27 protein-coding genes are annotated in these 25,673 nt (G+C 69.0%); 8 read left to right on the top strand and 19 right to left on the bottom strand.

Annotation, left to right across the window (positions count from 1 at the left end):
• Positions 1 to 103: 103 nt before the first annotated feature.
• On the bottom strand, positions 104 to 1,471 hold the full coding sequence (locus H7J06_RS10475) for an acetamidase/formamidase family protein (RefSeq protein ID WP_264038705.1): 1,368 nt from the start codon (positions 1,469 to 1,471) through the stop codon (positions 104 to 106).
• Between the two features lie 142 nt (positions 1,472 to 1,613).
• Here H7J06_RS10475 and H7J06_RS10470 point away from each other — a divergent pair, with 142 nt between their 5' ends.
• Positions 1,614 to 2,957, top strand: coding sequence for an MFS transporter (locus tag H7J06_RS10470; protein WP_264038704.1), 1,344 nt, complete (start codon positions 1,614 to 1,616; stop codon positions 2,955 to 2,957).
• Here H7J06_RS10470 and nagA read toward each other — a convergent pair.
• The 3 genes from nagA to H7J06_RS10455 are packed head-to-tail and all read right to left on the bottom strand — an operon-like array spanning position 2,895 to position 5,297.
• Positions 2,895 to 4,040 (bottom strand): N-acetylglucosamine-6-phosphate deacetylase, encoded by a 1,146-nt coding sequence (gene nagA / locus H7J06_RS10465; protein WP_264038703.1) that lies wholly within the window; start codon positions 4,038 to 4,040, stop codon positions 2,895 to 2,897. The two genes, H7J06_RS10470 and nagA, sit on opposite strands and share 63 nt — an antisense overlap.
• Positions 4,041 to 4,826 (bottom strand): glucosamine-6-phosphate deaminase, encoded by a 786-nt coding sequence (nagB, locus tag H7J06_RS10460; RefSeq protein WP_264038702.1) that lies wholly within the window; start codon positions 4,824 to 4,826, stop codon positions 4,041 to 4,043. It abuts the gene before it with no gap.
• On the bottom strand, positions 4,827 to 5,297 hold the full coding sequence (locus H7J06_RS10455) for a PTS sugar transporter subunit IIA (RefSeq protein WP_264038701.1): 471 nt from the start codon (positions 5,295 to 5,297) through the stop codon (positions 4,827 to 4,829). It lies immediately after the preceding gene.
• A 116-nt stretch (positions 5,298 to 5,413) separates the two neighbouring features.
• On the opposite strand from H7J06_RS10455, the gene H7J06_RS10450 reads away from it, so the two are divergent.
• The gene (locus H7J06_RS10450) at positions 5,414 to 7,003 is read left to right on the top strand and encodes a PTS transporter subunit EIIC (protein WP_264038700.1); all 1,590 of its coding nucleotides are present in this window, start codon (positions 5,414 to 5,416) and stop codon (positions 7,001 to 7,003) included.
• A gap of 2 nt (positions 7,004 to 7,005) precedes the next feature.
• On the opposite strand, the gene H7J06_RS10445 is transcribed toward H7J06_RS10450, so the two are convergent.
• From H7J06_RS10445 to H7J06_RS10435, 3 genes are all read right to left on the bottom strand, one after another.
• Entirely contained in the window at positions 7,006 to 8,214 is a 1,209-nt protein-coding gene (locus H7J06_RS10445; RefSeq protein ID WP_372515285.1) for an MFS transporter, read from the bottom strand.
• 108 nt (positions 8,215 to 8,322) lie between these two features.
• Positions 8,323 to 9,195, bottom strand: a complete 873-nt coding sequence (locus tag H7J06_RS10440; RefSeq protein ID WP_264038698.1) for a LysR family transcriptional regulator — start codon at positions 9,193 to 9,195, stop codon at positions 8,323 to 8,325.
• A 25-nt stretch (positions 9,196 to 9,220) separates the two neighbouring features.
• Positions 9,221 to 9,760 carry an LOG family protein gene (locus H7J06_RS10435; RefSeq protein WP_264038697.1) on the bottom strand — a complete coding sequence of 180 codons (540 nt, stop codon included), beginning with the start codon at positions 9,758 to 9,760 and terminating at the stop codon, positions 9,221 to 9,223.
• Between the two features lie 89 nt (positions 9,761 to 9,849).
• Here H7J06_RS10435 and H7J06_RS10430 point away from each other — a divergent pair, with 89 nt between their 5' ends.
• On the top strand, positions 9,850 to 10,347 hold the full coding sequence (locus H7J06_RS10430) for a DUF302 domain-containing protein (RefSeq protein WP_264038696.1): 498 nt from the start codon (positions 9,850 to 9,852) through the stop codon (positions 10,345 to 10,347).
• Between the two features lie 6 nt (positions 10,348 to 10,353).
• Here H7J06_RS10430 and H7J06_RS10425 read toward each other — a convergent pair whose 3' ends face one another.
• On the bottom strand, positions 10,354 to 11,286 hold the full coding sequence (locus H7J06_RS10425; RefSeq protein WP_264038695.1) for an extracellular catalytic domain type 1 short-chain-length polyhydroxyalkanoate depolymerase: 933 nt from the start codon (positions 11,284 to 11,286) through the stop codon (positions 10,354 to 10,356).
• 165 nt (positions 11,287 to 11,451) lie between these two features.
• Between H7J06_RS10425 and H7J06_RS10420 the strand changes: the two genes are divergently transcribed.
• From H7J06_RS10420 to H7J06_RS10405, 4 genes are read left to right on the top strand one after another with little or no spacing between them, the layout of a single operon-like run.
• Positions 11,452 to 12,606 carry an LLM class flavin-dependent oxidoreductase gene (locus H7J06_RS10420; protein WP_264038694.1) on the top strand — a complete coding sequence of 385 codons (1,155 nt, stop codon included), beginning with the start codon at positions 11,452 to 11,454 and terminating at the stop codon, positions 12,604 to 12,606.
• 13 nt (positions 12,607 to 12,619) lie between these two features.
• Complete coding sequence (locus tag H7J06_RS10415; protein ID WP_264038798.1) at positions 12,620 to 13,147, top strand: nuclear transport factor 2 family protein; 528 nt, start codon at positions 12,620 to 12,622, stop codon at positions 13,145 to 13,147.
• 18 nt (positions 13,148 to 13,165) lie between these two features.
• Entirely contained in the window at positions 13,166 to 13,837 is a 672-nt protein-coding gene (locus tag H7J06_RS10410) for an alpha/beta hydrolase family protein (RefSeq protein WP_264038693.1), read from the top strand.
• A 2-nt stretch (positions 13,838 to 13,839) separates the two neighbouring features.
• The gene (locus H7J06_RS10405) at positions 13,840 to 14,943 is read left to right on the top strand and encodes a spore photoproduct lyase family protein (protein ID WP_372515281.1); all 1,104 of its coding nucleotides are present in this window, start codon (positions 13,840 to 13,842) and stop codon (positions 14,941 to 14,943) included.
• Between the two features lie 20 nt (positions 14,944 to 14,963).
• Here the strand turns inward: H7J06_RS10405 and H7J06_RS10400 are convergent, their stop codons facing one another.
• The 5 genes from H7J06_RS10400 to H7J06_RS10380 form a co-directional block, all read right to left on the bottom strand.
• On the bottom strand, positions 14,964 to 15,110 hold the full coding sequence (locus H7J06_RS10400) for a hypothetical protein (RefSeq protein ID WP_264038690.1): 147 nt from the start codon (positions 15,108 to 15,110) through the stop codon (positions 14,964 to 14,966).
• 39 nt (positions 15,111 to 15,149) lie between these two features.
• Positions 15,150 to 15,566, bottom strand: a complete 417-nt coding sequence (locus H7J06_RS10395) for a DUF5313 domain-containing protein (RefSeq protein ID WP_056550035.1) — start codon at positions 15,564 to 15,566, stop codon at positions 15,150 to 15,152.
• A gap of 20 nt (positions 15,567 to 15,586) precedes the next feature.
• Complete coding sequence (locus H7J06_RS10390; RefSeq protein WP_264038688.1) at positions 15,587 to 16,078, bottom strand: MarR family winged helix-turn-helix transcriptional regulator; 492 nt, start codon at positions 16,076 to 16,078, stop codon at positions 15,587 to 15,589.
• 43 nt (positions 16,079 to 16,121) lie between these two features.
• The gene (locus H7J06_RS10385; RefSeq protein ID WP_264038687.1) at positions 16,122 to 16,721 is read right to left on the bottom strand and encodes a sigma-70 family RNA polymerase sigma factor; all 600 of its coding nucleotides are present in this window, start codon (positions 16,719 to 16,721) and stop codon (positions 16,122 to 16,124) included.
• 130 nt (positions 16,722 to 16,851) lie between these two features.
• Positions 16,852 to 19,623, bottom strand: a complete 2,772-nt coding sequence (locus H7J06_RS10380; protein ID WP_264038686.1) for an ATP-binding protein — start codon at positions 19,621 to 19,623, stop codon at positions 16,852 to 16,854.
• 125 nt (positions 19,624 to 19,748) lie between these two features.
• On the opposite strand from H7J06_RS10380, the gene H7J06_RS10375 reads away from it, so the two are divergent.
• Positions 19,749 to 20,579 carry an aminoglycoside phosphotransferase family protein gene (locus H7J06_RS10375; protein WP_264038685.1) on the top strand — a complete coding sequence of 277 codons (831 nt, stop codon included), beginning with the start codon at positions 19,749 to 19,751 and terminating at the stop codon, positions 20,577 to 20,579.
• Between the two features lie 3 nt (positions 20,580 to 20,582).
• Here the strand turns inward: H7J06_RS10375 and H7J06_RS10370 are convergent, their stop codons facing one another.
• The 6 genes from H7J06_RS10370 to H7J06_RS10345 form a co-directional block, all read right to left on the bottom strand.
• Positions 20,583 to 20,843 carry a hypothetical protein gene (locus tag H7J06_RS10370; RefSeq protein ID WP_264038684.1) on the bottom strand — a complete coding sequence of 87 codons (261 nt, stop codon included), beginning with the start codon at positions 20,841 to 20,843 and terminating at the stop codon, positions 20,583 to 20,585.
• Positions 20,844 to 20,883: 40 nt separating this feature from the next.
• Positions 20,884 to 21,105, bottom strand: a complete 222-nt coding sequence (locus H7J06_RS10365) for a hypothetical protein (protein WP_264038683.1) — start codon at positions 21,103 to 21,105, stop codon at positions 20,884 to 20,886.
• 144 nt (positions 21,106 to 21,249) lie between these two features.
• On the bottom strand, positions 21,250 to 22,017 hold the full coding sequence (locus H7J06_RS10360) for an SDR family NAD(P)-dependent oxidoreductase (protein WP_264038682.1): 768 nt from the start codon (positions 22,015 to 22,017) through the stop codon (positions 21,250 to 21,252).
• A 31-nt stretch (positions 22,018 to 22,048) separates the two neighbouring features.
• On the bottom strand, positions 22,049 to 23,131 hold the full coding sequence (locus H7J06_RS10355; RefSeq protein ID WP_264038681.1) for an ABC transporter permease: 1,083 nt from the start codon (positions 23,129 to 23,131) through the stop codon (positions 22,049 to 22,051).
• Positions 23,128 to 24,135 (bottom strand): ABC transporter permease, encoded by a 1,008-nt coding sequence (locus H7J06_RS10350; protein WP_264038680.1) that lies wholly within the window; start codon positions 24,133 to 24,135, stop codon positions 23,128 to 23,130. Before H7J06_RS10350 ends, H7J06_RS10355 begins: the two co-directional genes overlap by 4 nt.
• Complete coding sequence (locus H7J06_RS10345) at positions 24,132 to 25,643, bottom strand: sugar ABC transporter ATP-binding protein (protein ID WP_264038679.1); 1,512 nt, start codon at positions 25,641 to 25,643, stop codon at positions 24,132 to 24,134. The genes H7J06_RS10350 and H7J06_RS10345 overlap by 4 nt, the downstream gene beginning before the upstream one ends.
• Positions 25,644 to 25,673: the final 30 nt, after the last annotated feature.

Genomic DNA, 25,673 nt, shown 5'->3' with positions numbered 1-25,673 from the left:
GGCGTTCACCCCCAGCCGCGATCGTAACCGCAGGCGGTCAACGGTTCGGGGGTAGAACGATGTTCGCCGACCGGTGAGTCGATTTCGACGCGGCCGTCAACCGCTACCCGAAGTGCGCCTTGGGGATCTGTGCGTGCACGCCGACGGTCTTGTCGACCACCTGGCTGACGGAGAAGTTCGCCGCGGCCGACAGGTAGGCGTATGCGGTCGGACGATCCATGCCGCGGTCGTCCTGGAGGAAGTTCAACGCGTTGACGACGGCGCGTCGCATCGCGACGTCGAGGTCGTTGCCTTGGCCGTTGGCCGCGCCGTCGGGATCGGACAGTCCAATCGGGATCCAGGCGTCTGCGTTCTCGGCAAACGGGTAGGCATACGCGACCGACGGTGCGTCACCACTGCCCTTCTTGCAGACCGTCAGACGAAAGGTGCCGCGCAGGGCTCCCTCCATCGCCGTCAGGGCAACTTCGCCGTCGCCCATCGCCAAATGGGGATCGCCGACGTAGAACAGGGCACCCTCGGCGAACACGGGCAGATAGAACGTCGAGCCGGGACCCAGCAGGCCGATGTCGATGTTCCCGCCACCGAGGGTGGGTGGGATCGAGTTCGCGTTGGGCGAGGTCAGGCCCGGCGCGCTGGCGTAGGCGACGCCCATCATGCCCATGAACGGCCGCAGTGGAAAGCGAACGGCGGCATTGCCGAACGGCATGACGCCGTGGCCGTCCTCGACGGCGGTGAAGGTGGAGACGTTGCCGTACTGGGCTGGGTTCTTGGTCTTCCTGCCGTCGGTGGCCAGGGGTGGCATCACCTCGTCGAGTGTGATGCCCGCCGGCGGCGCCCCGTCGGCCGCCACTCCGAGCGCGCCCTTGCCGTGGCGGCTCGACACCACGCCGTACGGAACCCTCGGGGTGGCTTCGAGCGTCTCGATCTTCAGCACGTCGCCGGGCTGGGCGCCCTCGACGAAGATCGGGCCGGTGACGACGTGTGGGCCGTCCACGTCGAAGTTGCGTGGCGTGCGGTCGTATCCCGACGCGACGTCCACCGCGTCACGAAGGACGTCGGACTCCGCAACCCCGTGAGAGCCGAAGTACTTCACGGGATTTCGGCCCTGGTCCTCCAGGATTCCCTCGTGCGACACCGTGTCGACGGTGACGGTCTGGCCCGACTTCATCTGCAACACCGACTGCGATTCCACGGTCGGCACGTAGCCCCACAGCACCTGGTCGACCTCCGAGCTCAGATAGTGGTCACCGGGGCGATCCCCGCTGCCCGGCTGAAGGATCGGGCCGTTGCCCGCCGCCGCCGGGCTCGACGGGGTGACGCCGCTGCCGCCCCCGGTCGCCGACGAACACGCTGCCGCGGTGCCCGCGATGCCCACGCCGGCGACGACACCGGCCACCGCCTGCGCGAACCCCCTGCGGCCGATGCCGCGGGCGATGGTCTCGGCGGCGTGTTCGGCCAGTGAATCGGTCATGGAGAGCTCCCAGCTCGTCGACGGGCGAAGCGATCCACGGAGGGATTCCCCCACTGCGTTTCTGGGAAGTTGCTGGGAGGTAACGGCTCGCGACGTGCGCCGAACGGGGTTACTCGACGCCGCGCGGGGGAAGTCAGGCGCCATGAGCACAGCGGCGACCGAGGTCGAGCCGGGCTCGCTCCGCCAAGCGGTCGTCGGAGCGGGGATCGGAAACACCGTCGAGTGGTACGACTTCGCGATCTACGGGTTCCTGGCCACCTACATCGCCGACAAGTTCTTCCCGTCGGTCAACGGCACCGCCGCACTACTCAGCACGTTCGCGGTCTTCGCGGTGGCGTTCTTCATGCGTCCACTCGGCGGATTCTTCTTCGGCCCGCTCGGCGACCGGATCGGCCGCAAGCGCGTGTTGGCGATCGTGGTCGTGCTGATGTCGCTGTCCACGCTCGGCATCGGGCTGGTGCCGAGCTACGAGTCGATCGGGGTCGCGGCGCCGCTGCTGTTGGTACTGCTGCGCTGCGTGCAGGGCTTCTCGGCCGGTGGCGAATATGGCAGCGGTGCATGCTTTCTCGCCGAATTCGCCCCGACGCGGCACCGCGGTCTGGTCGTCGCCTTCCTGGTGTGGTCGGTGGTCGTCGGCTTCCTGCTCGGGTCGGTCACCGTCACCGCGCTCGAGGCGGTCCTGTCCGAGGACGCGATGAACGACTACGGGTGGCGCATCCCGTTCCTCATCGCGGGCGTGCTCGGCGCGGTCGGCTTGTACATCCGGCTGCGGCTGCGCGACACCCCCGAGTTCGAAAGCCTCCGAGACAGCGGCGAGGTGGCCGACTCCCCACTGCGAGAGGCGATCCGCACGGCGTGGCGGCCCATTCTCCAGATCATCGGCCTGGTCGTGATCCACAACGTGGGCTTCTACGTCGTGTTCACCTATCTGCCCACCTATTTTACCAAGACGCTCGGATTCACCAAGACCGACGCCTTCGTGTCGATCACGGTGGCCAGCGTCGTCGCCTTGGTCCTGATACTGCCGCTGGCGGCACTGTCGGACCGGATCGGCCGTAAACCGCTACTGATCGCCGGCGCCGTCGGCTTCGCGGTCTTCGCCTATCCACTGTTCACCCTGCTCAACAGCGGGTCCCTGGGGGCGGCCGTCGCCGCGCATGCAGGGTTGGCCGCCCTCGAGGCGGTGTTCGTCTCGGCGTCCCTGGCCGCCGGGGCCGAGCTGTTCCCGACGCGGGTGCGTTCCACCGGCTACTCGATCGGCTACAACGTCTCGGTCGCCCTGTTCGGCGGCACGGCGCCGTACGTCGCGACGTGGCTGACCGACCGGACCGGCAACGCCGTCGCACCCGCCTACTACGTGATCGTGGCCGCGGTGGTGACCCTGGCGACGGTGCTCACCATGCGCGAGACCGCGAACCGGCCGCTAGCTCGCGGGTTCGGTGACCCAGGAACCGCGGTGCAGCACGCCGACCACCCGAAGCTCTGAGTCCAGCACTGCCACATCGGCTTTCGCCCCGACAACCAGACTGCCGGCCGACAGGCCGAGCGCGCGCGCGGGATTGACCGACGCCTGGCACACGGCCAGGTCCAATGCCGTGTCACGGGGTAGTCCGCAGTGCTCGACGGCGAACCGGAACACCCGGTCCATCGTCGCCGTGCTGCCCGCGATGGTGTCCGTTCCCGCCACCGACGCGACTCCGTCGACGACGTCCACGGCCAGAGGCCCCAAATGGTAGCGACCGTCGGCCATCCCGGTCGCCGCCATAGCGTCGGTCACCAGCGACACCCGGTCGGGCCCCACGCTGCGCGTCACGTGGCGGTAGATCGCGGGCGCGAGGTGAACGCCGTCGGCGATCACCTCGACGGTCACCCGCGGGTCGTCGAGGAGTGCGACGACCGGCCCCGGCTCGCGGCGGTCGACGGGACGCATCGCGTTGAACAGGTGGGTGCCGACCGTCGCACCCGCGTCGACGGCCGCCCGCGTCTGGTCGTACGTCGCCTCGGTGTGGCCCACGGCCGCCACCACCCCGGCGGCCACGAACTGCCGGATCGCCGCGAGCGCGCCCTCACGCTCCGGGGCGATGGTGACCATTCGGACGGCCCCCCCGCCCGCCTCCAGCACGCGGTCGACCTCGTCGGGGTCCGGGTCACGCATCAGGGCGGGCTGGTGTGCACCGCACCTCTTGGTGGACAGCCACGGCCCCTCCAGGTGAATGCCGTCGATCAGGCCGGTGCGGACGTCGTCGGCCAATCCCGTTACCTGCCTGAGCAATTCGTCGGGGCCGGCGGTGACGAGGGAGGACACGAGGGTGGTGCTGCCGTGCCGGCGATGCAGGTCGACCGCGGTCGCCGTCTCCACGTGGGTGGCCGCGGTGAAGTTGGCTCCCCCGCCGCCATGCAGGTGGGTGTCGACGAAGCCGGGGACGAGCGTGACGGCGCCCAGGTCGCGGTCGACGGGCCGCGGAGCGCGACCACCGCCGACGGCCCGGACGACACCGTCGACGACCTCGATCCAGCCGGGCCGCAACAGTTCTCGACCGGTGAGCAGGGTGTCGGCGGCAAGCAGCACTCAGATGCCTTGCCAGGCGGGCTTCGAGCGATAGGTCTCGCGGTAGTAGTCGACCAGCTGAAGTCGGCGGGCGGCGGCGTCGTCGAGCAGCACCGTGGCGTGCGGATGGTGCTGCAGGATGGTCGCGGGCCACATGGCGCTGACGGCGCCTTCGACCAGGTGGTGGACGGCCTCGGCCTTGCTGCGACCGGTGGCCACCAAAATCAGGTGCCTGGCCTCCATGATGGTCCCGAGCCCCTGGGTGAGGCAGTGCGAGGGCACGGATTCGACGTCGCCTCCGAAGAATCGCGCGTTGTCGACGCGCGTCTGGCGGGTCAACGTCTTGATCCGCGTCCGGGACGCCAGCGAGGATCCCGGCTCGTTGAAGGCGACGTGCCCGTCGGTCCCGATTCCGAGGATCTGAAGGTCCACCCCGCCGGCGGCCCGGATCTCGGCCTCGTACGCCGCGCAGGCGGCCGGGATGTCGTCCGCCTCGCCGGCGGGGCTCGAGACGGCACCGGGCGCGAAGTCGACCCGCGAGGTGAACACCTGGTCGATGACGTTGCGGTACCGCTCGGGGTGGTCGGCGGGCAGGCCGACGTATTCGTCGAGGGTGAATCCGCGGGCGCGGCGAAACGAGACGAGTCCCCGGTCGCAGCGCGCCGCCAGTTCGTCGTAGATGGCCAGTGGCGACGATCCGGTGGCCAACCCGAGCACGGCCTCGGGCTTGCTCGTCAGCAGGGCGCCGATCGCGTCGGCGGCAATGCCGCCGATCTCGGTGGCATCGCGGCAGATGACGACTTCCATCTATTTGTTCGCAGTGAAAAGGTGTGCGCCCGAGGGAATGTCAGCACCTTCGAGGACTGCTTCGGCGGCGACGACGTTGCCCGCCTCGCGCTCGTCCATGACAACGACGGGAACGATCGGGTTGAGCCCCTTGGCGACGATGGCGGGGACGTCGTAGGTGATGACGAGCTGACCGGCGGTGACGACGTCGCCCTCCTTGGCGTGCGCCGTGAAGCCCTCCCCCTTGAGTGCGACGGTGTCCAGGCCGAGGTGCACGAGAACCCCGACGTTGTCCGGGGTCATGACGACGAACGCGTGCGGAAGCAGCTTCAGCAACGTGCCGCCGACGGGGGCGGTCGCCTCGGTGACCCGATGGGGCGGCTCGACGGCGGCGCCGTATCCGACCATGCCCTGGGAGAAGACCGGGTCGGGAACGTCCTGCAGCGGAACCGCGCGCCCCGCGACCGGCGCGAGGACGTGTGTGGTGCTCATCTGCTCAACAATACGAGTACCGGTGCAACTGGGTCTCGTGTTCCCGGGTTCTCGTCTAGGCTTCACCCGCAGCCGAGGCGGCGGCCGACGTGTGCCGCAGAGGAGGGTGACCGACGATGAGTGATACCACGAAACCCGTAGGAACACAGCGTAAGTCGGGCGTACGAATCCCCGGCTTCGCGCAACTTCAGCGACTCGGCAAGAGCCTGATGCTTCCCATCGCGGTCCTGCCCGCGGCGGGCATCCTGCTGAGGCTGGGCCAGGATGACCTGCTGGGCAGCATCAAGGCGCCGGTCATCGGACCGTTCTTCCAGGCGATGACCGCGGCGGGTGACGCGATATTCAGCAACCTTCCCCTGCTGTTCGCGGTGGGCGTCGCGATCGGCTTCGCCAAGAAGGCAGACGGTTCGACGGCACTGGCCGCCGTCGTCGGATACCTGGTGGTGCAGGCGGTGTTCAAGACGATGTCGCCGATCGTCCTGGCCGGGGAGGTCGACAAGGCAGGCGAACAGGCGCAGATCAACTACAGCGTGTTCGCCGGAATCCTGGTCGGCTTGCTCACCGCGTATCTGTTCGACCGGTACCACACCATCCAATTGCCTTCGTATCTCGGCTTCTTCGGCGGCCGGCGCTTCGTCCCGATCGCGGTGTCCCTGGCCTGCTTGTTCCTGGCCTTCGCGATGAGCTACTGCTACCCGCTCTTCGACGCCGGGCTGACCGGTCTGGGCAAGTTCATCGGCGGCTCGGGCGCCATCGGCGCGTTCATCTACGGATTCGCCAACCGCATGTTGATTCCGCTGGGCCTGCACCACATCGTGAACTCGTTCGTCTGGTTCATCTACGGCGACTACCAGGCACCCGACGGCAAGGTCGTCACCGGCGAACTGACCCGCTTCGCGGCGGGCGACCCGTCGGCGGGCCTGCTCACCTCGGGCTTCTACCCGATCCTGATGTTCGGCCTGCCCGCCGCGGCGCTGGCGATGATCCACGTGGCGAACAAGAAGCAACGCAAGGTCGCGGTGGGCATCCTGTCGGCAGCCGCGCTGACCGCGTTCCTGACGGGCGTGACCGAGCCGCTGGAGTTCGCGTTCATGTTCGTGGCGTTCCCGCTGTACGTGGTGCACGCCGTCTTGACCGGCCTCTCACTGGCCATCGCCTACCTGCTCGACATCCATCTGGGCTTCTCGTTCTCCGCGGGCCTGATCGACCTGCTGCTGTACGGGACCGCCCCGGCGGCGAAGAACATTCCGCTGCTCATCGGCATGGGAGTGGTGTTCTTCGTCGTCTACTACCTGCTGTTCCGGTTTGCGATCGTGAAGTGGAACATGCGGACACCCGGCCGGGAACCGGAAAGCGAGTTCGAGGCGGAGGAACGGGCCAATCTCGACGAGGGGGACGTCGCGGCCACCGCGGTCGCGGCCGGCGGATCGGGCACGGCGACCGACACGATCGCGGCGCCCGCACCCGCCGCAACCGACAGCACGGCCGAGCAACTCATCGCGGCGTTCGGGGGCCGGGCGAACCTCGTCAACGTCGACGCCTGCATCACGCGACTGCGGATGGAGGTCGCCGACCCGTCGAAGGTCGACCAGGCGCGGTTGAAGACCCTCGGCGCCGCCGGTGTGATCGAGGTCGGCAACAACGTTCAGGCGGTGTTCGGCACGCAGGCCGAGGCCTTGAAGAACGACATCAAGGACGTGCTCTAGCTCTAGTCCTTGGGCAGGACGAGCGCCGCGACGGCCGCCGCGACGATCGCCAGCCCCAGGATGGTGGCGGCCACGGCCGACCAGCCGTACCGGTCGAACGCCACCCCGCCGAACCAGCCGACGACGCTGGAGCCACCGTAGTAGAAGAGGTTGTAGAGCGAGGACGCCTGCGCCTTGCCGACGGGGGCGGACTGCCCCGTCCACCCGGAGGCGATCGAATGCGCGCCGAAGAACCCGGCCGTCGCGACGACCAGGCCGCCGAGCACCACGAACACGTTGTCGCTCAACGTGATCGAGACGCCCGCCACCATGATCGCGATGGAGGTCAGCAGCACCCGTTTGCGGCCGAAGCGGCTGGCTTCGGCACCCGCGCGGGACGACGCCCAGGTGCCGGCCAGGTAGGCCAGGAACACCAGGCTGACCAGGAACGAGGGCAGGAAGAACGGCGCTCCGGTCAGCCGGAAGCCCAGGAAGTTGTAGAGCGCGACGAAGCCGCCCATCAGCAGAAAGCCCTGGGCGAACAACGCCAGCTGCCGAGGCGACCGCAGGTTGGCCCCGAGCCGGTGGGCGAGCGTCCCCTCGGGTCCGGCTCCCCGACGGGGGACGAACCCGCGTGGCGCGGGTGCGAGCTTGACGAATGCCAGTGCGGCGCAACCGCACACCACTGACACGGTGAACACTCCCCCGCGCCAGCCGGCGAACTCGGCCACGGGGCTGGCCACCAGCCGGCCCAACAGACCACCGATGGTGGTGCCCGCGACGAAGGTGCCCGCGGCCCGCGCGGCGTGGGCGGGATCGATCTCCTCCGTCAAGTAGGCCACCGCGATGGCGGGCACGCCACCGACGAACAAGCCCTCGAGAAAGCGCCCGGCCAGAAGGATTTCATAGGTGGGCGCAAACGGAACCAGGAGCCCGACGGTGGTTGCGACGCCGACCGAGATCGTCATGGCCTTCACGCGGCCGATGCGGTCGGCCAACGTCGACCACGGGATGACGCCGACGGCCAGACCGACGGTCGACGCCGAGATGGTCAGCGCCGCGTCCGCCGCACCGATGTGGAGGCTGCCCGCGATGAGCGGCAGCACCGCCTGGGGCGAGTAGAGCTGAGCGAACGTCGCCACGCCGGCGCAGAACAGCGCGGCGAGCAGTCGTCCGTACTCGGCCGAGCCGCGACTATGTCCCACCCATTGGGGTGCGGTGGTTTGCTCGATTGACACTGCTACCACGGTAGGAACGACGTTCTCATGTGTCCAATGCATGGCCTTTGGCAAGTTCATACGGCGGATACATCATTACCGCTCAGCGAGGCACTGACGCCGCTACGTGTCGGTGAGAAATCGTGCGAATCGTTCCGCCGGCGGCGTCAACGGGCGGTCCCGCTCCCACACCAAGCCCACTTCGCGCTTGGCGCCCCGGTTGGCGAGCGTCACGTGGACGGTCTTGGTGTGACCCGCGTCGTCGCGCGGGACCGGCACCACGGCGACGCCGAAGCCCGCGGCGACCAGGCCCTCCATCGTGGGAATCTCGGTAGCCTCGAACACGATCTCGGGGGTCAGCCCCTCCTCGGCACAGAGTTCGTCGGTGACCTGCCGCAGGCCGTACTGCTCGGCCAACGCCACGAACGGCTCGCCCGCCGCCGCCGAGAGCCGCATGCGGGTGCGCGTGGCGAGCCGGTGCCCCGGCGGCACGGCCAGGCACAGTCGCTCGACGTAGAGCCGGCGCCACGTGAAGTCGGAGTCGTCGGGGCGGGGGGCGGTGATCGCCAAGTCGGCCTGACCGGTGAGCACCCGGTCGGTGATCTCGTGGGCCGCGCCCTGGAAAAGGTCGAAGCCGATCCCCGGAACGGCGTCCCGAAAGCGTCGAAGTTGTTCCGGCACATACCAGCTCGCCAGTGAGTGCAGGAAGGCCAACCGCACGCGGCCGCTGTCGGGATTGCGCAGTGCGGCAATGCGGTCACCCGCCGACTGCATTTCGGCGATGCTCCGTCGGGCATGCTCGAGCATGATCCGTCCGTAGGCGTTGAGTCGCAGGCGCCGGTTGACGCGGTCGAACAGGGGCGTCCCGGCCTGCTCTTCGAATCGCGCCAAGGCGCGGGACAGCGTCGGCTGACTCACCCTCAGCTCGGCGGCCGCCACCGTGACGTGTTCGGTCTCGGCGAGGGTGACGAACCACTGCAGTTCCTCGAGGCGCACCGCCCGACGATAGCGAGTGATCCCCTCACCGATCGCCGACGGACTCCTGCAGGTAGGCCAGCGCGCCGGCCGCGTCGGGTGCGACGTGCACCAGCTCGGCCGACGGGATCGGCAGGAACCCGTCGGCGTCCATTCGCTCGAGTTGCAGGGCGAGCCCGTCGTAGAAACCCGCGGTGTTCAGCAGCACGACGGGCTTGTCGTGGAATCCGTGCTTGCGCAGTTCCAGGACCTCGGTCGCCTCGTCCAGTGTTCCCAACCCGCCGACCATCACGACCACGGCGTCACATTCGGCCAACAGCAACGCCTTTCGTTCGGCGAGGTCGGCGGCGAACACCATCTCGTCGGCGTCTGCCCGTGCCTTGGCACGGAGGAATTCGACCGACACGCCGACCAGCCGGCCCCCGGCGGCGTGCACACCGTCGGCGACGACCTTCATCAGCCCGGTGTCGGAGCCACCCCAGACCAGGGTGTGACCGCCGGCGCCGATCAGTTCGGCGAATTCGCGGGCCGGAACGGTGTACCGCTCGTCGAGGTCGGCGGCGGAGAGGAAGACGCAGATCTTCACGTGCCCAGTATGCGGGGGCGCACACCATCCTCACAGCTGAATATTGCTTACTATACTTAGAGCGCGGGGGCGAACGAGAGGTGGCCGACATGTCCGAAGTGGAGATCCCCTTCAACGGGGTCCGGATGCGCTTCGACAGCGCGAAGGACTTCGCCGCGCTGGTCGACGCGCTACTGGCCGACGTCGGCAGGCAGCCCGTGCCCATCGAAGCCATCTCCGGTCGCCACGACGACTGGGCGTCCCACGAACGGGAAGTCGGGGACCACGTCGGGCCCCACGGCTTCATGCTCTTCGCCTCGTTCGACCACGGCGCGTGGATCAAGAAGGCCGGGATCGACCGGCAGGTGCGGCGGGTGATCATCGGCAACCCGTTGATCGCCATCACGATGCTGCGACACGACGTCACGGCGGGACTGTTCGCGCCGGTCGAACTGCTGCTGACGGAGGAGGACGGCGGCCGCAGCGCACTGACCTACGTGCGCCCGTCGTCGCTGATGGTGGTCGAACCCAACCCGCCTCTGCTCGAGGCGGCCGTCGCCCTCGACACGAAGCTGGCCGCCCTGGCCAAGTCGGTCACGGGGTCCTAGGCCGCTTCACCTGCCGTGCGCGGCGAAGAACTGCGCGCTCGCCAGCGACGCGTTGGTCGCCGTCGTGGTCAGCCCCGCACCGGGCGGAGTGAAGTTCCCCGTCGGCCAGGTGTGCCCGCCGCCGTTGATCTGCAGCAGGACGACCGCGGTGCCGTCGGCACATCCGACCCCGCTGAACCGGCGCACCGACGTGCCGTCCCCCGAACTGGGCAGCTCGTCCTCGACCGGCACGCTCGCGCATCGGTCGACGTCCCGCCAATGCGCCGAGAACGCCGGCGCGGAGAGGATGTCGCTGGGTCCGCCGCGGCCCACCATGGCACCGCCGGCGAACGGCACGACGGGATCGGCGGTGCCGTGGAACTCCAGCACCGACACCGGGCGGGACGGATTGCACGCAACGCCGGAACCCAACGTGGCCGCCACCGGCGCGACCGCAGAGAACACGTCGGCCCGGTCGCACGCCAGCCGCGAGGCCATGAACCCGCCCGCCGACATTCCGGCGGCGAACACCCGACCCGGTGGAATGCCGTAGTCGCGGACGAGTCGGTCGACCAGTGCCGTCAGGAAACCGACGTCGTCGACGCCCTGGCGATCCGGAATCGAGGCACCGCGTCCGTCCGCCCAGCTCTGGTCGATTCCGTCCGGATAGGCGACGACGAATCCCAGCGCGTCGGCCGCAGCGCCGTAATTCGTGCTGGCCGCCTGCCCCGCGCCGTCACTGCCGGCACCGTGCAGATTGATCACCAGACCCGACGGCCGGTCGGTGCCACTGGGCGCATGCACCAGGTAGGTCCGCTGCAACCCGCCGAATGACAACTCACCTCGGGAGTCGCCCGCCGGAAACGCCGACGCAGTCACGGCGACTCCGAAGAGGGCGCAGCCGACGACGGAGGCCAGCGCGGTCAGCCGCGCGAGGGCGGTCCTTGTCGATGCGAGCACGTGGCCAGTGTCGACGGCAAAGTTGGACGACGGGTGAACTTTGGGCACCTGACCGGAATTCGTCACCGTCTGCCCTTACCGCCGGCAACGACGTTGAAACGCCGAGCGCGTCCGGCCACCCCGAAACCCCACGTGGGGCGCGTGCCCGCGGGCAAGAATGGGCCGATGCGCTTCGGAAACTTCATGGCCCCCTTTCACCCGGTCGGGCAGAACCCGACACTCGCCATCGAACGAGACCTCGACCTGATCGTGGCGATGGACCGACTGGGCTTCGCCGAAGCGTGGATCGGGGAGCATCACTCCGCCGGGTTCGAGATCATCTCCTCCCCGGAGGTCTTCATCGGCGTCGCCGCCGAGCGGACCAAGCACATCAAACTCGGCACCGGCGTGAGCTCGCTGCCGTATCACCATCCCCTGATGCTGGCCGATCGGATGGTCCTGCTGGATCACCTCACGCGCGGACGGGTGATGCTGGGGTGCGGCCCCGGACAGCTCACGTCGGACGCCCACATGCTGGGCATTCCCGCCGACGCGCAGCGTCCGCGCATGGAGCAGAGCCTCGACGCGATCATGCGGCTGCTCCGGGGGGAGACCGTCACCATGCACACCGACGGGTTCGTCCTGCAGGACGCCCGCCTCCAGTTGAGGCCGTACAGCGAGCCATGTTTCGACGTCGCGGTCGCGGCGTCCTTCTCGCCCACCGGGCCACGCGGCGCCGGCACGCACGGGGTGGGCATGCTGTCGATCGCCGCGACGGCACGACAGGGCATGGATCTGCTTGCCCAACACTGGAAGACGTGGGAGGACGTCGCCCTCGAGCATGGCCACGTCGCGGACCGGTCGAAGTGGCGTCTGGTCGGCCCGATGCATCTGGCCGAGACCCGCGAGCAGGCCGAGCGCGACGTGGAGCACGGCATCGTCGAATTCTCGCGGTACTTCAAACATCTGCTGCCCGCCGGCCCGGTGCAGGGCGACACCACCGCCGAGATCCTCGCCAACAACCGGCAGTCCGGCTTCGCGGTGATCGGCACGCCCGAGGACGCGGTGGCCAAGATCTCCGAGCTCGTCGAGGCGAGCGACGGCGGCTTTGGGGCATTCCTCCTCTTCGACCACGACTGGGCACCGCCCGCCGCGAAGCTTCGGAGCTACGAGTTGTTCGCCCAGTACGTGATGCCGCACTTCACCGGTCAGCTCGCCGCCCCGGTGGCCTCGCAAGAGTGGGTGCTCTCCAGCGGGACGGAGTTCATGGATCGCGCCGCACACGCGATCGGCAAGGCGATCGAGGACCACGCGGCCGAGCAATCCGCCAAGCAGTCCTGACGCCGTGACACCGATGGATCCCCTGCTGCAGGAGATGCTCGACGAACACCAGCTCAGCCGACTGGTCCACGCCTATTGCCGCGCCGTCGACCGAGGTGACCTCGACCTGGTGCGGAGTCTGTACCACCGCGACGCCGTCGACTCCCACGGCGCGTTCTCGGGCGGATCGGTCGACGAATTCGTCGGTCGACTGGCTGCGGCGCGCCCGCACCTGCGGTCGATGCAACACCACGTCACCACGGTGAACTTCGCCGTCGACGGCACCGTGGCCGAGGGTGAGATCTACACGATCGCGACCCACACGCTGATCTCGGGCACCGGCGACGTCGACGTCACGGTCGGCGGACGCTATCTCGACAAGTATGAAAAGCAGAACGGCACATGGGGATTCGTCGAGCGGACGATCGTCACCGACTGGGCGCGCGTCGACGATCCGTCGCCGGTGCAGTTCGACCACCCGTTGACCCGGGACACCCCACGGGGTAGCTCCGCCGCGGACGACCCGTCACACCGGTTCTTCTCGCTGCTTGGCTCTCGCTAAGCGGGGAACACCACTGGCATGAAGACCGTCGAATACGCACCGGGACGTTCGGCCGACCTGTTCGGCTCCCCGTCCGACCCCACCGTGCTGCTGTGGCACGGGATGCAGACCGACTCCAGAGCTGCGCTGACGCCACTCGCCGAGGCGATCGCCGGACACCGCCTCGCCGTCGTGGTCCCCGACTGGAACTCCCATGCCGACGACGGCGGACGCGCCGACCTGCTCGGTTCGGCCACGTTCGCGCGCGAAAATGCCACCAATGCCGACGATCTGGTGGTGGTCGGGTGGTCGATGGGAGGTCTGGCCGCGGCGGGGTTGACGATTCAGTCCGACGCCGTCGGCATGCGCGTCGGCCACACCGTCTGCCTCGCCGGTGCCTTCGACGCCACGGACCCGATCTCGGGCAGATCCGTCGCCGACGGTCTCGACGGCGGGCCCACCGGCGCCTTCACGCTGCTCCACGGTCTGCACGACGACGTCGTCCCCATCACGGTCTCGATGGCGTTCGCCACGCAGCTCGGCGAATCCGGTTGGCCCGCAGAGGTGGTCGAGCTCGACGCGGACCACGGGTCGATCGCGGGTGCGCACTACGACGCGACCCACGACCGTTACGGACCGTCCGACGATCCCGCCACGCTGAGCGTCGCCCGCGACGTCGCCGAGCGAATCGCCGTCATGGCGGGACGCTGACGGTGGAACGGCGGGCGAGTACGACCGACTCTGCCACACCCACCCTGTGGATTCCGGCCCGTGTGCTGGTGACCCGATCGGCCGCCGAACTCCCCCATGGCGCGGAGATCATCGCCCGGTGTCAGGCCGCCGGCGTGGCCGACGTCGACGTGCTGTCCGGCGACCGGCTGCCGCCGCTGCGCGCCGAGAACGACCGCGCGACCTATGCACTGGCCAAGCGCACCCTTGCCGTCGTCGTGGCGCCGCCGAGCAAGCGGCGGCTGCAACCCATCCCGCCCAGCGCCGACTGGCGGATCGACCTGGCCGAAGGCTGCCCCGGCCACTGTCAGTACTGCTATCTGGCCGGGTCGCTCTCGGGTCCCCCGATCACGCGGGTGTACGCCAACCTTCCCGAGATCCTCGCCGCCATGGACGAGAAGGTCGGGCACGGCACCGTCACCTCCGCCTCCACCGAGCGCGCGGCGGAGGGCACCACGTTCGAGGCGTCCTGCTACACCGATCCGCTGGCGCTCGAACACCTCACGGGCTCGCTGTCGACGGCGATCAGCCACGTCGGAACCCACGACTGGCCGGGGCCGGTGGGACTGCGGTTCACCACGAAGTACGACAACGTGGCGCCGCTGCTGGACCTCCCCCACGCGGGCCGCACGCGGGTCCGGATCTCCGTCAACGCCGACGAGGTCGCCAACCGCTTCGACGGGGGCACGGCCCGTGTGCCGCAACGCATCTCGGCGCTTCGGAAGTTGGCCGGACACGGCTACCGGGTGGGCCTTACCATCGCCCCGATCATGCCGGTGCCCGACTGGCGCGACGCGTACGGATCGCTGCTGCGGGACGTCGCCGACGCCGTGGCCGACGTTGCGAACCTCGACCTGACGGTGGAGTGCATCACGCACCGCTTCACCGAGACGAGCAAGGACGTCCTGCTGGGGTGGTACCCCCGCACCAAGTTGGAGATGGACGAGGAGGTCCGGACACGGAAGTTCGGCAAGTACGGCGCGGCGAAGTACGTCTATCCGAGGGACACCATGACCGAACTGCGGTCCTGGTTCGGGTCCGCGCTCGCCGAGACGCTGCCCATGGCCCGAATGCTGTACTGGACGTAGGGCTTTGGTCCGCTCAGCCGTCAGTCGGTTGCGTCACCCGATCGCTTGACGACGTCCGGCGCCACCTCGCGGGTGGCCATGCCTCCGGTGCGTCCGTGGTCGGCCGGCCCCGGCGGCGGGTCGGCCGCGTCGGTGTGGTCCTCGGTCTGCTCGTCCTTGTCGGTCATGGCAAGCAGATGCCCCGGCCGGCGCGATTTCAACCTCGCTCAGAACGGGCTGCTGTTCGACTGCCACTTGGCGGAGTCCGGGCGAGGACCGAAGCGTGCGGCGTAGTCCTCGTGAAGACGGGAGTCCTTGCGACGCCGGAGGGCGTCGACCAGGGTCGGGTCCAGATCGTGCTGCACCAGGCGGTGGCGGCGCCACACCTTGTTCAGGGCCAGCGACATCAGGATTGCCCAGATGTAGATCGGCGCCGTCATCTCGAGGTGGACGTACAGCGACGCGGGCAGCAACCACAGAGGTGCGAGCACCAGCAGCGGTGGGATTGCCATCCGCAGGACGTGCCGGCGGACTGCGCCCTCGCCCGCGAGGTCCTCGGCCACCCAGTTGCGCATGGACGGTGGCAGGCGTCGCCCGTAGGAGTAGGCGACGTATTGCAACGGCGTGGGTCGGGCGTCGTTCATGGTGGCTCCCATCTTTCGATCTAGGCGTCGGGCGCGTCGGCCGCCAACGCGGCCAGATTGATTCGCGTCAGGACGCGGTGAAGTTCTTCCAACTCGGGCAGGTCCACCCCGAGTCGCTCGACGACGGCGGGCGGGATCTCCAGGGCCCGCGCGCGCAGGGCGGCGCCGGCCGGGGTCAGCTCGACGTCGGTGGCGCGCTCGTCGACCGCGCTCTTCGTGCGGGTCACCAGGCCGAGCGCCTCGAGCCGCTTGAGCATCGGCGACAACGTGGCCGAATCTAGTTGCAGGGCCGTGGCGATCTGCTTCACCGACAGGGCGGGCGCGTCTCGCGACGCCGACTTCCGGTGGTCCCAGAGCGCAAGCATGACCAGGTATTGGGGGTGGGTGAGGCCGAGTGGTTCCAGCAGCGGCCGGTACACGGCGAGGACGGCCCGGTTGGTGACGGCCAGCGCAAAGCAGACTTGGCGCTCGAGCGCCAGGGGGTCGGTGTCCACGACGGCCGAGGGGGTCATGTATGAATCGTACGCTAATAGTTAGGGCACTAACAATGTGTCGTCAGGCACTCTGCCGGTCGGATTCGGCGAATGCCTGGCCGTGGTCGAGGTGCGCCAGCGACGCCCGCAGGCGCTGCCGCCCGCGAGACACCCGCGACATCACCGTGCCGATCGGGATGTCCATCAGCGCGGCGGTCTCGGCGTACGTGTACCCCGCCACCCCGGAGTAGTACATCACCACGCGGGTGCCTTCCGGCAGGTTTGCCAGGGCCGCGCGAACGGCGTTGTCCGACAGCGCTTCCAGCACGTCGTCCTCGGCCGAGGGACGGCCCGCCGAGAGCCTGGCCACCCCGCAGGCCAACTCGTGCTCGCCCACGTGCTCGACCATGACCTCCGCCGGGCGGCGCTCCTTGTAGCGGTGCGCGCTGATCCAGCGGTGGTACTGGATCCGAAAGAGCCACGCCTTCAGGTTGGTGCCGCGCTCGAACGACCGGAAGCCCTGGTAGGCGTGCAGCAGCGTGTCCTGCAGCAGATCCTCGGCGTCGGCGTCGCTGAGGGTCAGCCGACGCGCGCGGCGGCTCAGTGCGTCGAACAGCGGGACCGCGTCGCGGGCAAAGCGTGCCGCCAGTTCCGTGTCGGATTCGGCGGTGGCGTCGATCATGACGAAGGGTCCCCTGTTCGGTGTCGCTGAACGTGCCCCTTCAGAATCGAGCGCGAGCGGGCGAACCGAGCCCTTGGAACTGCGTGGTCACCGGTCGAGAGTTCGTGGTGCTCGGCGGACTACGAGGGGGCTAGCTTGCCCACGAGATGGTGCGCAGTTGCCGGCGTGAGGTGATGTCGAGCTTGACGAACACCTTGCGCAGATGCCATTCCACGGTGTGGGTGCTGATGAACAGTTGAGCGCCGATTTCCTGGTTCGTGAACCCGTCGCCGGCCAGTCGCGCGATCTGCGTTTCCTGGGCGGTCAACTCGCCGCTGGTGCTGGCGGCGCGCTTGCGCACCTTCTCCCCCGTGGCAACGAGCTCCCGCCGCGTTCGTTCGGCAAAGGCGGCAGCACCCATCCGGGTGAACGCCTCGTGCGCGGCGTTGAGCTGCGTGCGGGCGTCGATGCGGCGGTTCGCCCGCCGAAGCCACTCGCCGTAGGCAAGCCGGGCGCGCGCGCCGTGCAGCGTGGCGCTGGCGCGGTCCAGGCGCTCGACGGCCTCCTCGAACAACCCCTCCGCCAGGTCGTCGGGCGCCAGGAGTGCGCGGGCGGCGGCCACCACCCCCAGCCCCCAGTCGGTGCCACTGGTACCCGGCCTCGGCTCGAGGAGCGCCAGCGCCGACGCGCCGGCGTCCCGATCGCCCAAATGTGCTGCCGCCTCGATCAATTCGAAGAGACACCACGCGAAGAAGCCCAAGTCTTCGTATTCGCAGCACTCGCGGGCCGCGGCCAGCGCGTCCTCGTAGCGGCCGAGCCCGTTGAACAGAACCGCCGAGGTGAACCTGCTCACCCCGACGAGTCGTCCCTCGCCCCGTGCGATTCCCTCCGCGGCGGCCGCGGAGATCGTGGCGAGGGCCGCATCCGGGTCGCCGCGCCAGGCGGCAAGGTTCAGCGAGTGATACTTCACCGGCGCGTAACCCGTCGCCGCGGTGATCGCGTTGGCCTCCTCGATGAGGGTGTCGGCCATGCCGAACTCACCGGTGTAGACGTGCACCCCGGCTCGGTAGGCCAACGCCGGTGGCAGCACGGCCAGTGACCCGGTGTCGCGGGCCCGCCGCACCGTGTCGGTCGCAATCTGCTGCAAGACCCCGTCGTCCCACAGTTCGTGCGCGGCGGACTCCTGCGCGATCGGGAACGGCGGTTGCACGGCCCGCCCATCGTCGCCGTCGCCGTGGACCTTCCAGAGTTCCAAGGCCGAACGCAGGTGCTCCGAGCCAGCTCCCGGACCGTCCAGGATGCGACTCGTCATGCCGCTCAACAGGAAGTCGATTGGACGCTGCAGCTCGACGACGCGGCGGACGGCCGCGCGGCCCGCCCGGGCCACCGCGGTCAGCAAGCCGGGCGCGCCGAGGCGGCCCGCGTACATGGCGGCGGTGAGGGCCTCGAAGTAGGTGTCGCGCGCCACGTCGTCGGCGAGGCCCTCGAGTCGCTTTCCTGCACGCAGCAATTGCGCCGCGGCGTCGCCCGCCTTGGGGGCACCGGGTTCGCCGGCGCGACTGCGCATGAACTCCATTTGTGCTCGCATCCGGGCGATGTCGGCTCGCTGCCGAGCCGACAGCGGCCCCAGTTCGGCGATCGCCAGGAGCTCGTAGGCAGCCTCGGGTGCCGCGGCTTCCCGCTTGGCCTGCGCGGCGGCGATCGACCGGGCGCCGCGCAGCACCGGATCCGAGGTCAGCACCGCGGCGCGTTCCAGGAAGGTGGCGGCCGCCGACACGCCGCCCCGGCTTTGAGCCCGCCCGGCCGAGGTCTCCAATTCGGCGGCCACGACGTCGTCCGGTCCCGAGGCGGCGTTCGCGGCGTGCCATGCCCGACGGTCGGGAGCCGAGTCCGGATCCGTCGCGTCGGCCAGGGCCCGATGGATCGCGCGGCGCTCGGTCAGATCCGCGGCGCGGTAGGCCGCCGAGCGCATCAGCGGATGCTGAAACCGCATGTGCGTGCCGAATTCGATCACGCCGGCGGCCTCGGCCGGCGCGAGGGCGTCGACCGGAATTCCCAGCCGCGCCGCCGCGCGCAGGAACAGGGCGGCATCCCCCACCGGCTCGGCCGCCGCGACGAGTAGTAGCCGCCTCGTGGGCTCTGGAAGCGCTTGGATGCGACGCAGGAAGCCGTCCTCGATCTGACTCGCCGACGTCCGCCCGACGGTCGTCCCGAATCCGCCGGCCAGCTCGGCGGCGGACACGTTGCGCGGCACCTCGAGCAGCGCGAGGGGAATGCCGCGTGTCTCGGCCACGATGCGGTCGCGCACTCGCGCGTCGATCTTGCCGATGACCACGGCGTCGAGCAGTTCCCGAGCCTCCGCGTCCGAGAGGCCCCCGACCCTGAGCTCGGGCAGCCCCTGCAGCACGTCCGCGACGCCGTCCCGGACCGCGAAGATCATCGCGATCGGCTCGGCCATCAGCCGCCGCGCCACGAACCCGAGGGTCTGCACCGACACCTGGTCGAGCCATTGAGCGTCGTCGACGACGCACAGCAGTGGCTGATCGTCGGCTGCCGCCGCCATCAAACTGAGCACCGCCAGCCCGACGAGAAACCGGTCGGGCGCCGGCCCGACGCCTCGGCCGAAGGCCACCGAGAGCGCCTCGCGTTGCGGTTCGGGCACCTCCTCGACGCGGTCCATCAGTGGGGCGCACAGCTGTTGCAGTCCCGCGTAGGCCAACTCCATGTCGGACTCGACACCGGACACCTGGGCCAGGCGAAAGCCCGTGGCTTCGTCGACGACGTAGTCGAGCAGTGCCGACTTGCCCACGCCCGCCTCGCCCCGCAGGACCAGCGCCCGGCTCTCGGCGGATCCGACGCTGGACAAGACGTCCCGCAGCGTCGCGCATTCACCGGCGCGCCCGTGGAGAACTGTGGCAGACATCTTTCACCGTGTCCGTGCGGAAGTGGATCCTCTGGCTCGCCGATCGTAGCGACGGGCCGCGTCGTGACTAACCGCTGGCTGCGGTCGGGGGTTGTCATCCCCCGCGCCCGTGTCACCATTCGAAGGTGACCGACGTCCCGCCCGGTATTCGTGGCCAGCTCGACGAGTGGGAGCTCACGTCCGACGGACCGGTCACACGGGGGTCCACCTCGGCCGTGATGTTCGTCCGGACGTCCGACGGGGCGCCTGCGGTCCTCAAGATCGCCTCGGCCGCCGCCGGGTCCGAGCACGAACACCTCGTGCTGCGGCGCTGGGGCGGTGTCGGCGCCGTTCGTCTGCTGCGGGCCGACCCGCATCGCCACGCCCTGCTGCTGGAGCGGCTGGACCCACAGAACCTCGACGCCATGTGGGACGTGGAGGCCTGCGAGGTGGTGGCCGCCCAGTACCGGCACCTCCACGTTTCCGCGATGCCCCAATTGCGGTCACTGACAACCGAAGTCGAGCAGTGGGTTCGGGACTTCGAGGAGCTGCCGCGGAGCGCACCGGTTCCTCGTCGACTGGTGGAGCAGGCGATCGTCGCGGGACGCGAGCTGACGTCGCACCCGGACGACGGCGCCGTCGTGCTCCACGGCGACCTGCACTACGGGAAGGTGCTCGCCGCCCGGCGGGAGCCCTGGTTGGCAATCGGGCCGAGGCCCATCAACGGCGACCCGCACTTCGAGATCGCCCCCATGCTGTGGCATCGCTGGGACGAGTTGGATGGCAACGTGCGCACCGGGGTGCGGATGCGCTTCGACGCGCTCGTCGACGCGGCCGGATTCGACGAGGCACGTGCGAGATCCTGGGTCCTGGTACGCGTCGTCCACCAAGTCGTACGCCTGCTCGCCGGCGAGACATCCGTCGGCTCAGACGAACTCACCAAGTACGTGGCCATCGCCAAGGCCGTTCAGGGCTGACGCCTAGGAGTGCTTGGACACGTCCCCGCGCAAGTCGGGCCACGGCGGCCGGCGCACCATCGTGATCCCCGCCAGGACCGTGGCCACCAAACCCACGACGATGCCGAGCAACGCGATCCGCGTGTCGTCACTCGCCGGCGACCAGACCGGGGTGCCGTCCTTGACGACGAAGACCCCGACGGGCTTGGACACCGGGATGATCGTGGCGCCGTCGGGGGTGTGGTACTCCTGACCGAATACGGTCAAGTCGTCTCGAGGGTCCATGCCCTACTGCCTACCGCATCGCGCCCACGGCATCGACCAATCAGCCGGGCAGACCCTGCTCCTCGGACGGCAGCGCGGCCGGCCCGGTGATCTGGGGTGCGACCGACATCTCGGTCGGCGCGGGTGCGGTCTGCGTCATGGTCACCCCGGTCTCCATGTCGCCCGCCACGGCGCCACTGCTGGCGGGTCCCTGCAGGACTGCGATTCCAATGGCGGCGGCGGTGACGGCGGCGCTTCCTCCGATGACGGCAAAGATCTTCATCTGTGGCTTCTCCTAGAGTCGTCGAGCAACTGTTCGTTACTCTAGGTAAGCAAGTTCCACGAATGCGCCGGCCTTAAACACGATCACCCGAGGAACTTTCGCGGAGTGAGCTACGCCACTCATTCCCCAACGCACCTCGTCGGGTCAGTACACGGTGTAGCCGCCGTCGATGACGACGACCGAACCCGTCATGAACGCCGAGGCGTCGGAGGCCATGTAGACCACCGTCGGCGCGATCTCCTCGGGCAACGCGTACCGCTTCATCGGCGCGTCCTCGATCCAGTGCTGACGGAACTCGGGCTGGTCGACCGGCGCCATCTCGGTCTTGACGTATCCGGGGGCGATCGCGTTGACCCGGATGCCGTAGGGCGCCCACTCGGCAGCCAACGACTTGGTCAACTGGTGCACCGCGGCCTTCGAGGCGTTGTACGACGGCTGAAACTGCGGCCGGTTGACGATGAGCGAGCTGATCGAGCCCACGTTGAGGATGTTGCCGCCGCCGTGGTCCTTCATGTACGCGCCCGCGCGCTGGCTGAGCCGCCACAGCGACCGGGTGTTCACGTCGAAGACCAGGTCCCACTCGTCGTCGCTGATCTCCAGCGCCGGCTTGTGGATGGCCAGGCCGGCGTTGTTGAGCAGCAGGTCCAGTCCACCCAGCCGCTCGACCGCACCCTCGATGGCGGCGTCGGGGCCGTCCTGGGCGGTGATGTCGACCTCGAAGGCCTTGACGTCGAGGCCGTCCCGAGCCAATTCGGCGACGGCGGCGGCGTTGCGGTCGGCGTCCCGCGAGACGAAGACGACGTCGGCACCCGCCTCGGCGAGCCCGCGCACGAAGGCCAGCCCAAGCCCGCGGTTTCCGCCGGTGACGAGGGCTCGCTTGCCGGTGAGCGAGAACGCGTCGAGAACGGTCATGTGTTCTTCTCCATCTTCATTTCTTGGTGGGCTAGTCGCCGCCGCGGAACCGGCGTGTCGTCAACCCGTTGAGCAGTGCGGCCAGGATGAGAACCACGCCGAGGGCCAGCAATTGGAACTGGGTGCCGGTGTTGCCCTCGAAGTAGAGGATGATGCCGGCGTTGAGCCAGACGATCAGGAGCGCGGCGAGCAGTACGCCCGCGAGGCGCCCGACGCCACCGGTGATGGCGACCCCGCCGAGTACGGCGATGGTGATCGCCGGCAGCGCCAGACCGTTGCCTGCGGTGCCGGAATCGGGCCGGGCCGAGGCGAATTCGGCGGTGATGTAGACCGCGACGAGACCGGAGAGAACGCCCGCGGTGACGTAGGCGCGCATCCGGGTGCCCGGGACGTCGACTCCGGCCCAGCGAGCGGCCACGTCGTTGGTCCCGACGCCGTAGAGCCGACGGCCAAAGGTGCCGCGTCCCAAGGCCAACCACAGCACCACCAGGACCGGGACCAGGAACGTGAACACCCCGAGGGGCACGTCGGGAATGTAGTCGCCGATGATCGGCACGCTCACCGAACCGGTGAGGGTGTACAGGTCTTGGATCTGGGGGCTGTTGATCGGCTTCTGGCCGTTGATCACCAGCGCGATGGACTTGTATGCGTAGTACGTCGCCAGCGTGGCGATCAGTGCGGGAAATCCGATGCGGGCGACCAGGAATCCGTTGATCGCACCCAGCAGGGCGCCGGTCACCACCGCCAGCAGAACGGCGGCAAGCAGCGGCCACCCCCACTTGCCGTAGGCGAAGCCGAAGATCATTCCGACCAGCGACACCATGGCGCCGACCGACAGGTCGATCCCGCCGCGACCGGACACGATCACGACCAGTTCGGCGAACGCCAGCAGCGCCAGCGGCACGGCGTCGATGAGGGTGGCCGACATGTAGTCGAAGTCGTAGTCGCCCGAAAGATAGCCGTTGACACTGAGGTAGGACAACCAGGCCACGACGACGACGATCAAGACGGCGAGCAGCACGATGCGCTGGGTGAGGACCGCTTCGACGATCCGGTCCACCGGACGGCGCGACGTGGCCTTCTCCGCGACCGGGGCGGGTGTCTCGACGCTCATGGGTCTCTCCTGGCACGTCGGCGGACGAGATCGGTTCCCACCGCGACGACGATGAAGATCCCGACGAACAAGTCGGACAGCTGCGAGGGCCAACCCAGCTGCGTGACACCGGACTTCACGGTCTGCACGAGCAGCGCCCCCAGGACCGTACCGAGCACCGAGCCGCGCCCGCCCATGATCGACGTGCCGCCGATGACCACGGCGGCAATCACGGCAAGCTCCTGGCCGGATCCCACCGACTGGTCCAGGTTCGAGGTGCCCTTGGCGAGCGTGAAGATCGACGCCAGCCCGACGAGCACGCCGGTGATCACGTAGGCGACGAGAATGCGTCGCTGCACCCGGATGCCGACCAGTCGGGCCGCGACCGGGTCACCGCCCACGCCGAAGAAGTGCCGGCCGCCGGGCGTGTGCCGCAGGTACCACCAGGCGACCGCGGCCAGGACGACGGTGATCGCGAAACTGTGTGGGACGGCGAGGGTTCGGCCGTCGACCCCTCGTCCGAACCAGGACAGCGTGTTGGGCATGCCCGCGATCGGCTGCGAGTTGAAGATCTGAAGGCCGACGAACAGGAACAGATTCGCCGTGCCGAAGGTGATGATGATGGCGTGCACCCGGCCGTACGCGATGAGCGCACCGTTGACCAGGCCCAGGACCGCACCGGTTCCGAGCGCCACGGCGAGGCACCCCAACACGGGTAAACCGTGATCCCGCATGAGTTTTCCGGTGATCACCGAGCACACCATGATCGCGCCGCCGACCGAGACGTCGATCCCGCCGGTGATGATGATGAAGGTCATGCCGATGCCGATCAGCGCCACCGGCGACATCTCCACGAGCAGCGGGACGATCGAACCCGCACTGAGGAACGCGGGCGTCGCGAAGGCCAGGGCGATCCACAGCACGACGATGACGGCGACCAGCGCGATCTCGGCGGGGGTCACCGGCGGGGGAAGCACCCGCCCACGGGTCTTGACGGGGGCGGGCGGATCGGTCGTGGTGGTCATGCGGTGGCCGTCCCTTCGCGATCGCCTGCAGCCGCGGCCAGGACGTCGACCTGCCGGGCGTCCGGCCCGAACTCCGCGGCGATGGCGCCCGTGCGCACCACGAGGAGTCGGTCGGCGATGCGCAGCGCCTCCTGCAGATCGGAGGTGACGACGAGTACGGCCGTGCCGTTGTCGGCGAGATCGGTGATGATGCGGTGGATCTCCTCCTTGGCCCCGATGTCCACGCCCTGCGTGGGCTCGGCCAACAGCAGGAGCTTGGGCCGCTCGACGAGTTGCCGGGCCAGCATCACCTTCTGGGCGTTTCCGCCGGAGAGGTCGCCGACGTTTTGGTTCTCGTCCGAGGCCCGCACCGCGAGCCGCTTCATCAGGTCCTTGACCGTGGTGCGCTCCCGGCGCCGGTCGACGAACGCCCTGCCCCACGACAGTCGTCGGAGATGACCGATCGACACGTTGAAGGCGATGGACTGGAAGGAGAACATGCCTTCGGTCTTGCGGTTGGCCGGCAGCAGCGCGATCCCCGCGTCCGCCGCCTCGCGCGGACTCTTGGGGGCCACCGCCCGGCCGTCGATCACGATGTCGCCCGCGCTGGCCTTGTCCAGTCCGTAGATGCACGCGGCGATCTCGGCGACGCCGGAGCCGACCAAGCCGTAGAGGCCGAGGATCTCGCCGGACCGCAGCTGCAGGCTCACGTCGTCGAAGGAGCCGGCCCGGGCGAGCGACTTCAACTCCAGCACCGGTTCGCCCTCGGGGACGGTCCGAGGACCGGAGTGCTCCGAAAGAGCTTCTCCCACCATCAGTTCCGCGATGCGCCGGACCGACATGTCCTCCATGGGGTACGTGCCGATGGTGCTGCCGTCGCGCATCACGGTGACCCGCTCGGCGATCTTGACGACCTCGTCGAGGCGGTGCGAGATGTACACGATCGCCACGCCGTCGTCGGCGAGCCGTCGGATGATCTGGAACAGCACGTCGATCTCGGCGTCGGTCAGGATCGCCGACGGTTCGTCCAGGATGAGCACTCCGCACTTGCCCGCCAACGCCTTTGCGATGGAGACCTGCTGCTGGGTGGCGACCGACAGGTTGCCAACGACGGCGGTGGAGAGCTTGGCGGGCAGGCCGAGCGCCTCGAGCAGGCTCACCACCTTCTCGTTCTGGGCCGCCCAGTCGACCCGCCCGCGGGTCACCATCTCGCGGCCCATGAACACGTTCTCGGCAACGGTGAGTTCGCTGAACAGTTGCGGCTCTTGGTACACCGTCGCGATGCCCAGGGCGATCGCGTCGTTGGTCGACGCGATCGTCACCGGCTCACCGTCGTAGGTGACGGTGCCGGCGTCGGGCATCGTGGCACCGGCGATGATCTTGATCAGCGTGGACTTGCCTGCGCCGTTCTCCCCCACCAGTGCGTGAATCCGTCCGGCCTGGATCTCGAAGTCGGCGTGCCGGATGGCCTTGACCGCACCGTAGCTCTTGACCACTCCGGTGAGACTCAGTCGCGACTGCTGCGACATCGACGTCTCCCCCGAGCGAGGACCGGCCGC

The organism is Mycolicibacterium hodleri (assembly GCF_025822245.1).
Classification (GTDB): domain Bacteria; phylum Actinomycetota; class Actinomycetes; order Mycobacteriales; family Mycobacteriaceae; genus Mycobacterium; species Mycobacterium hodleri.
This window is presented reverse-complemented; position numbering and strand designations above follow the sequence as displayed.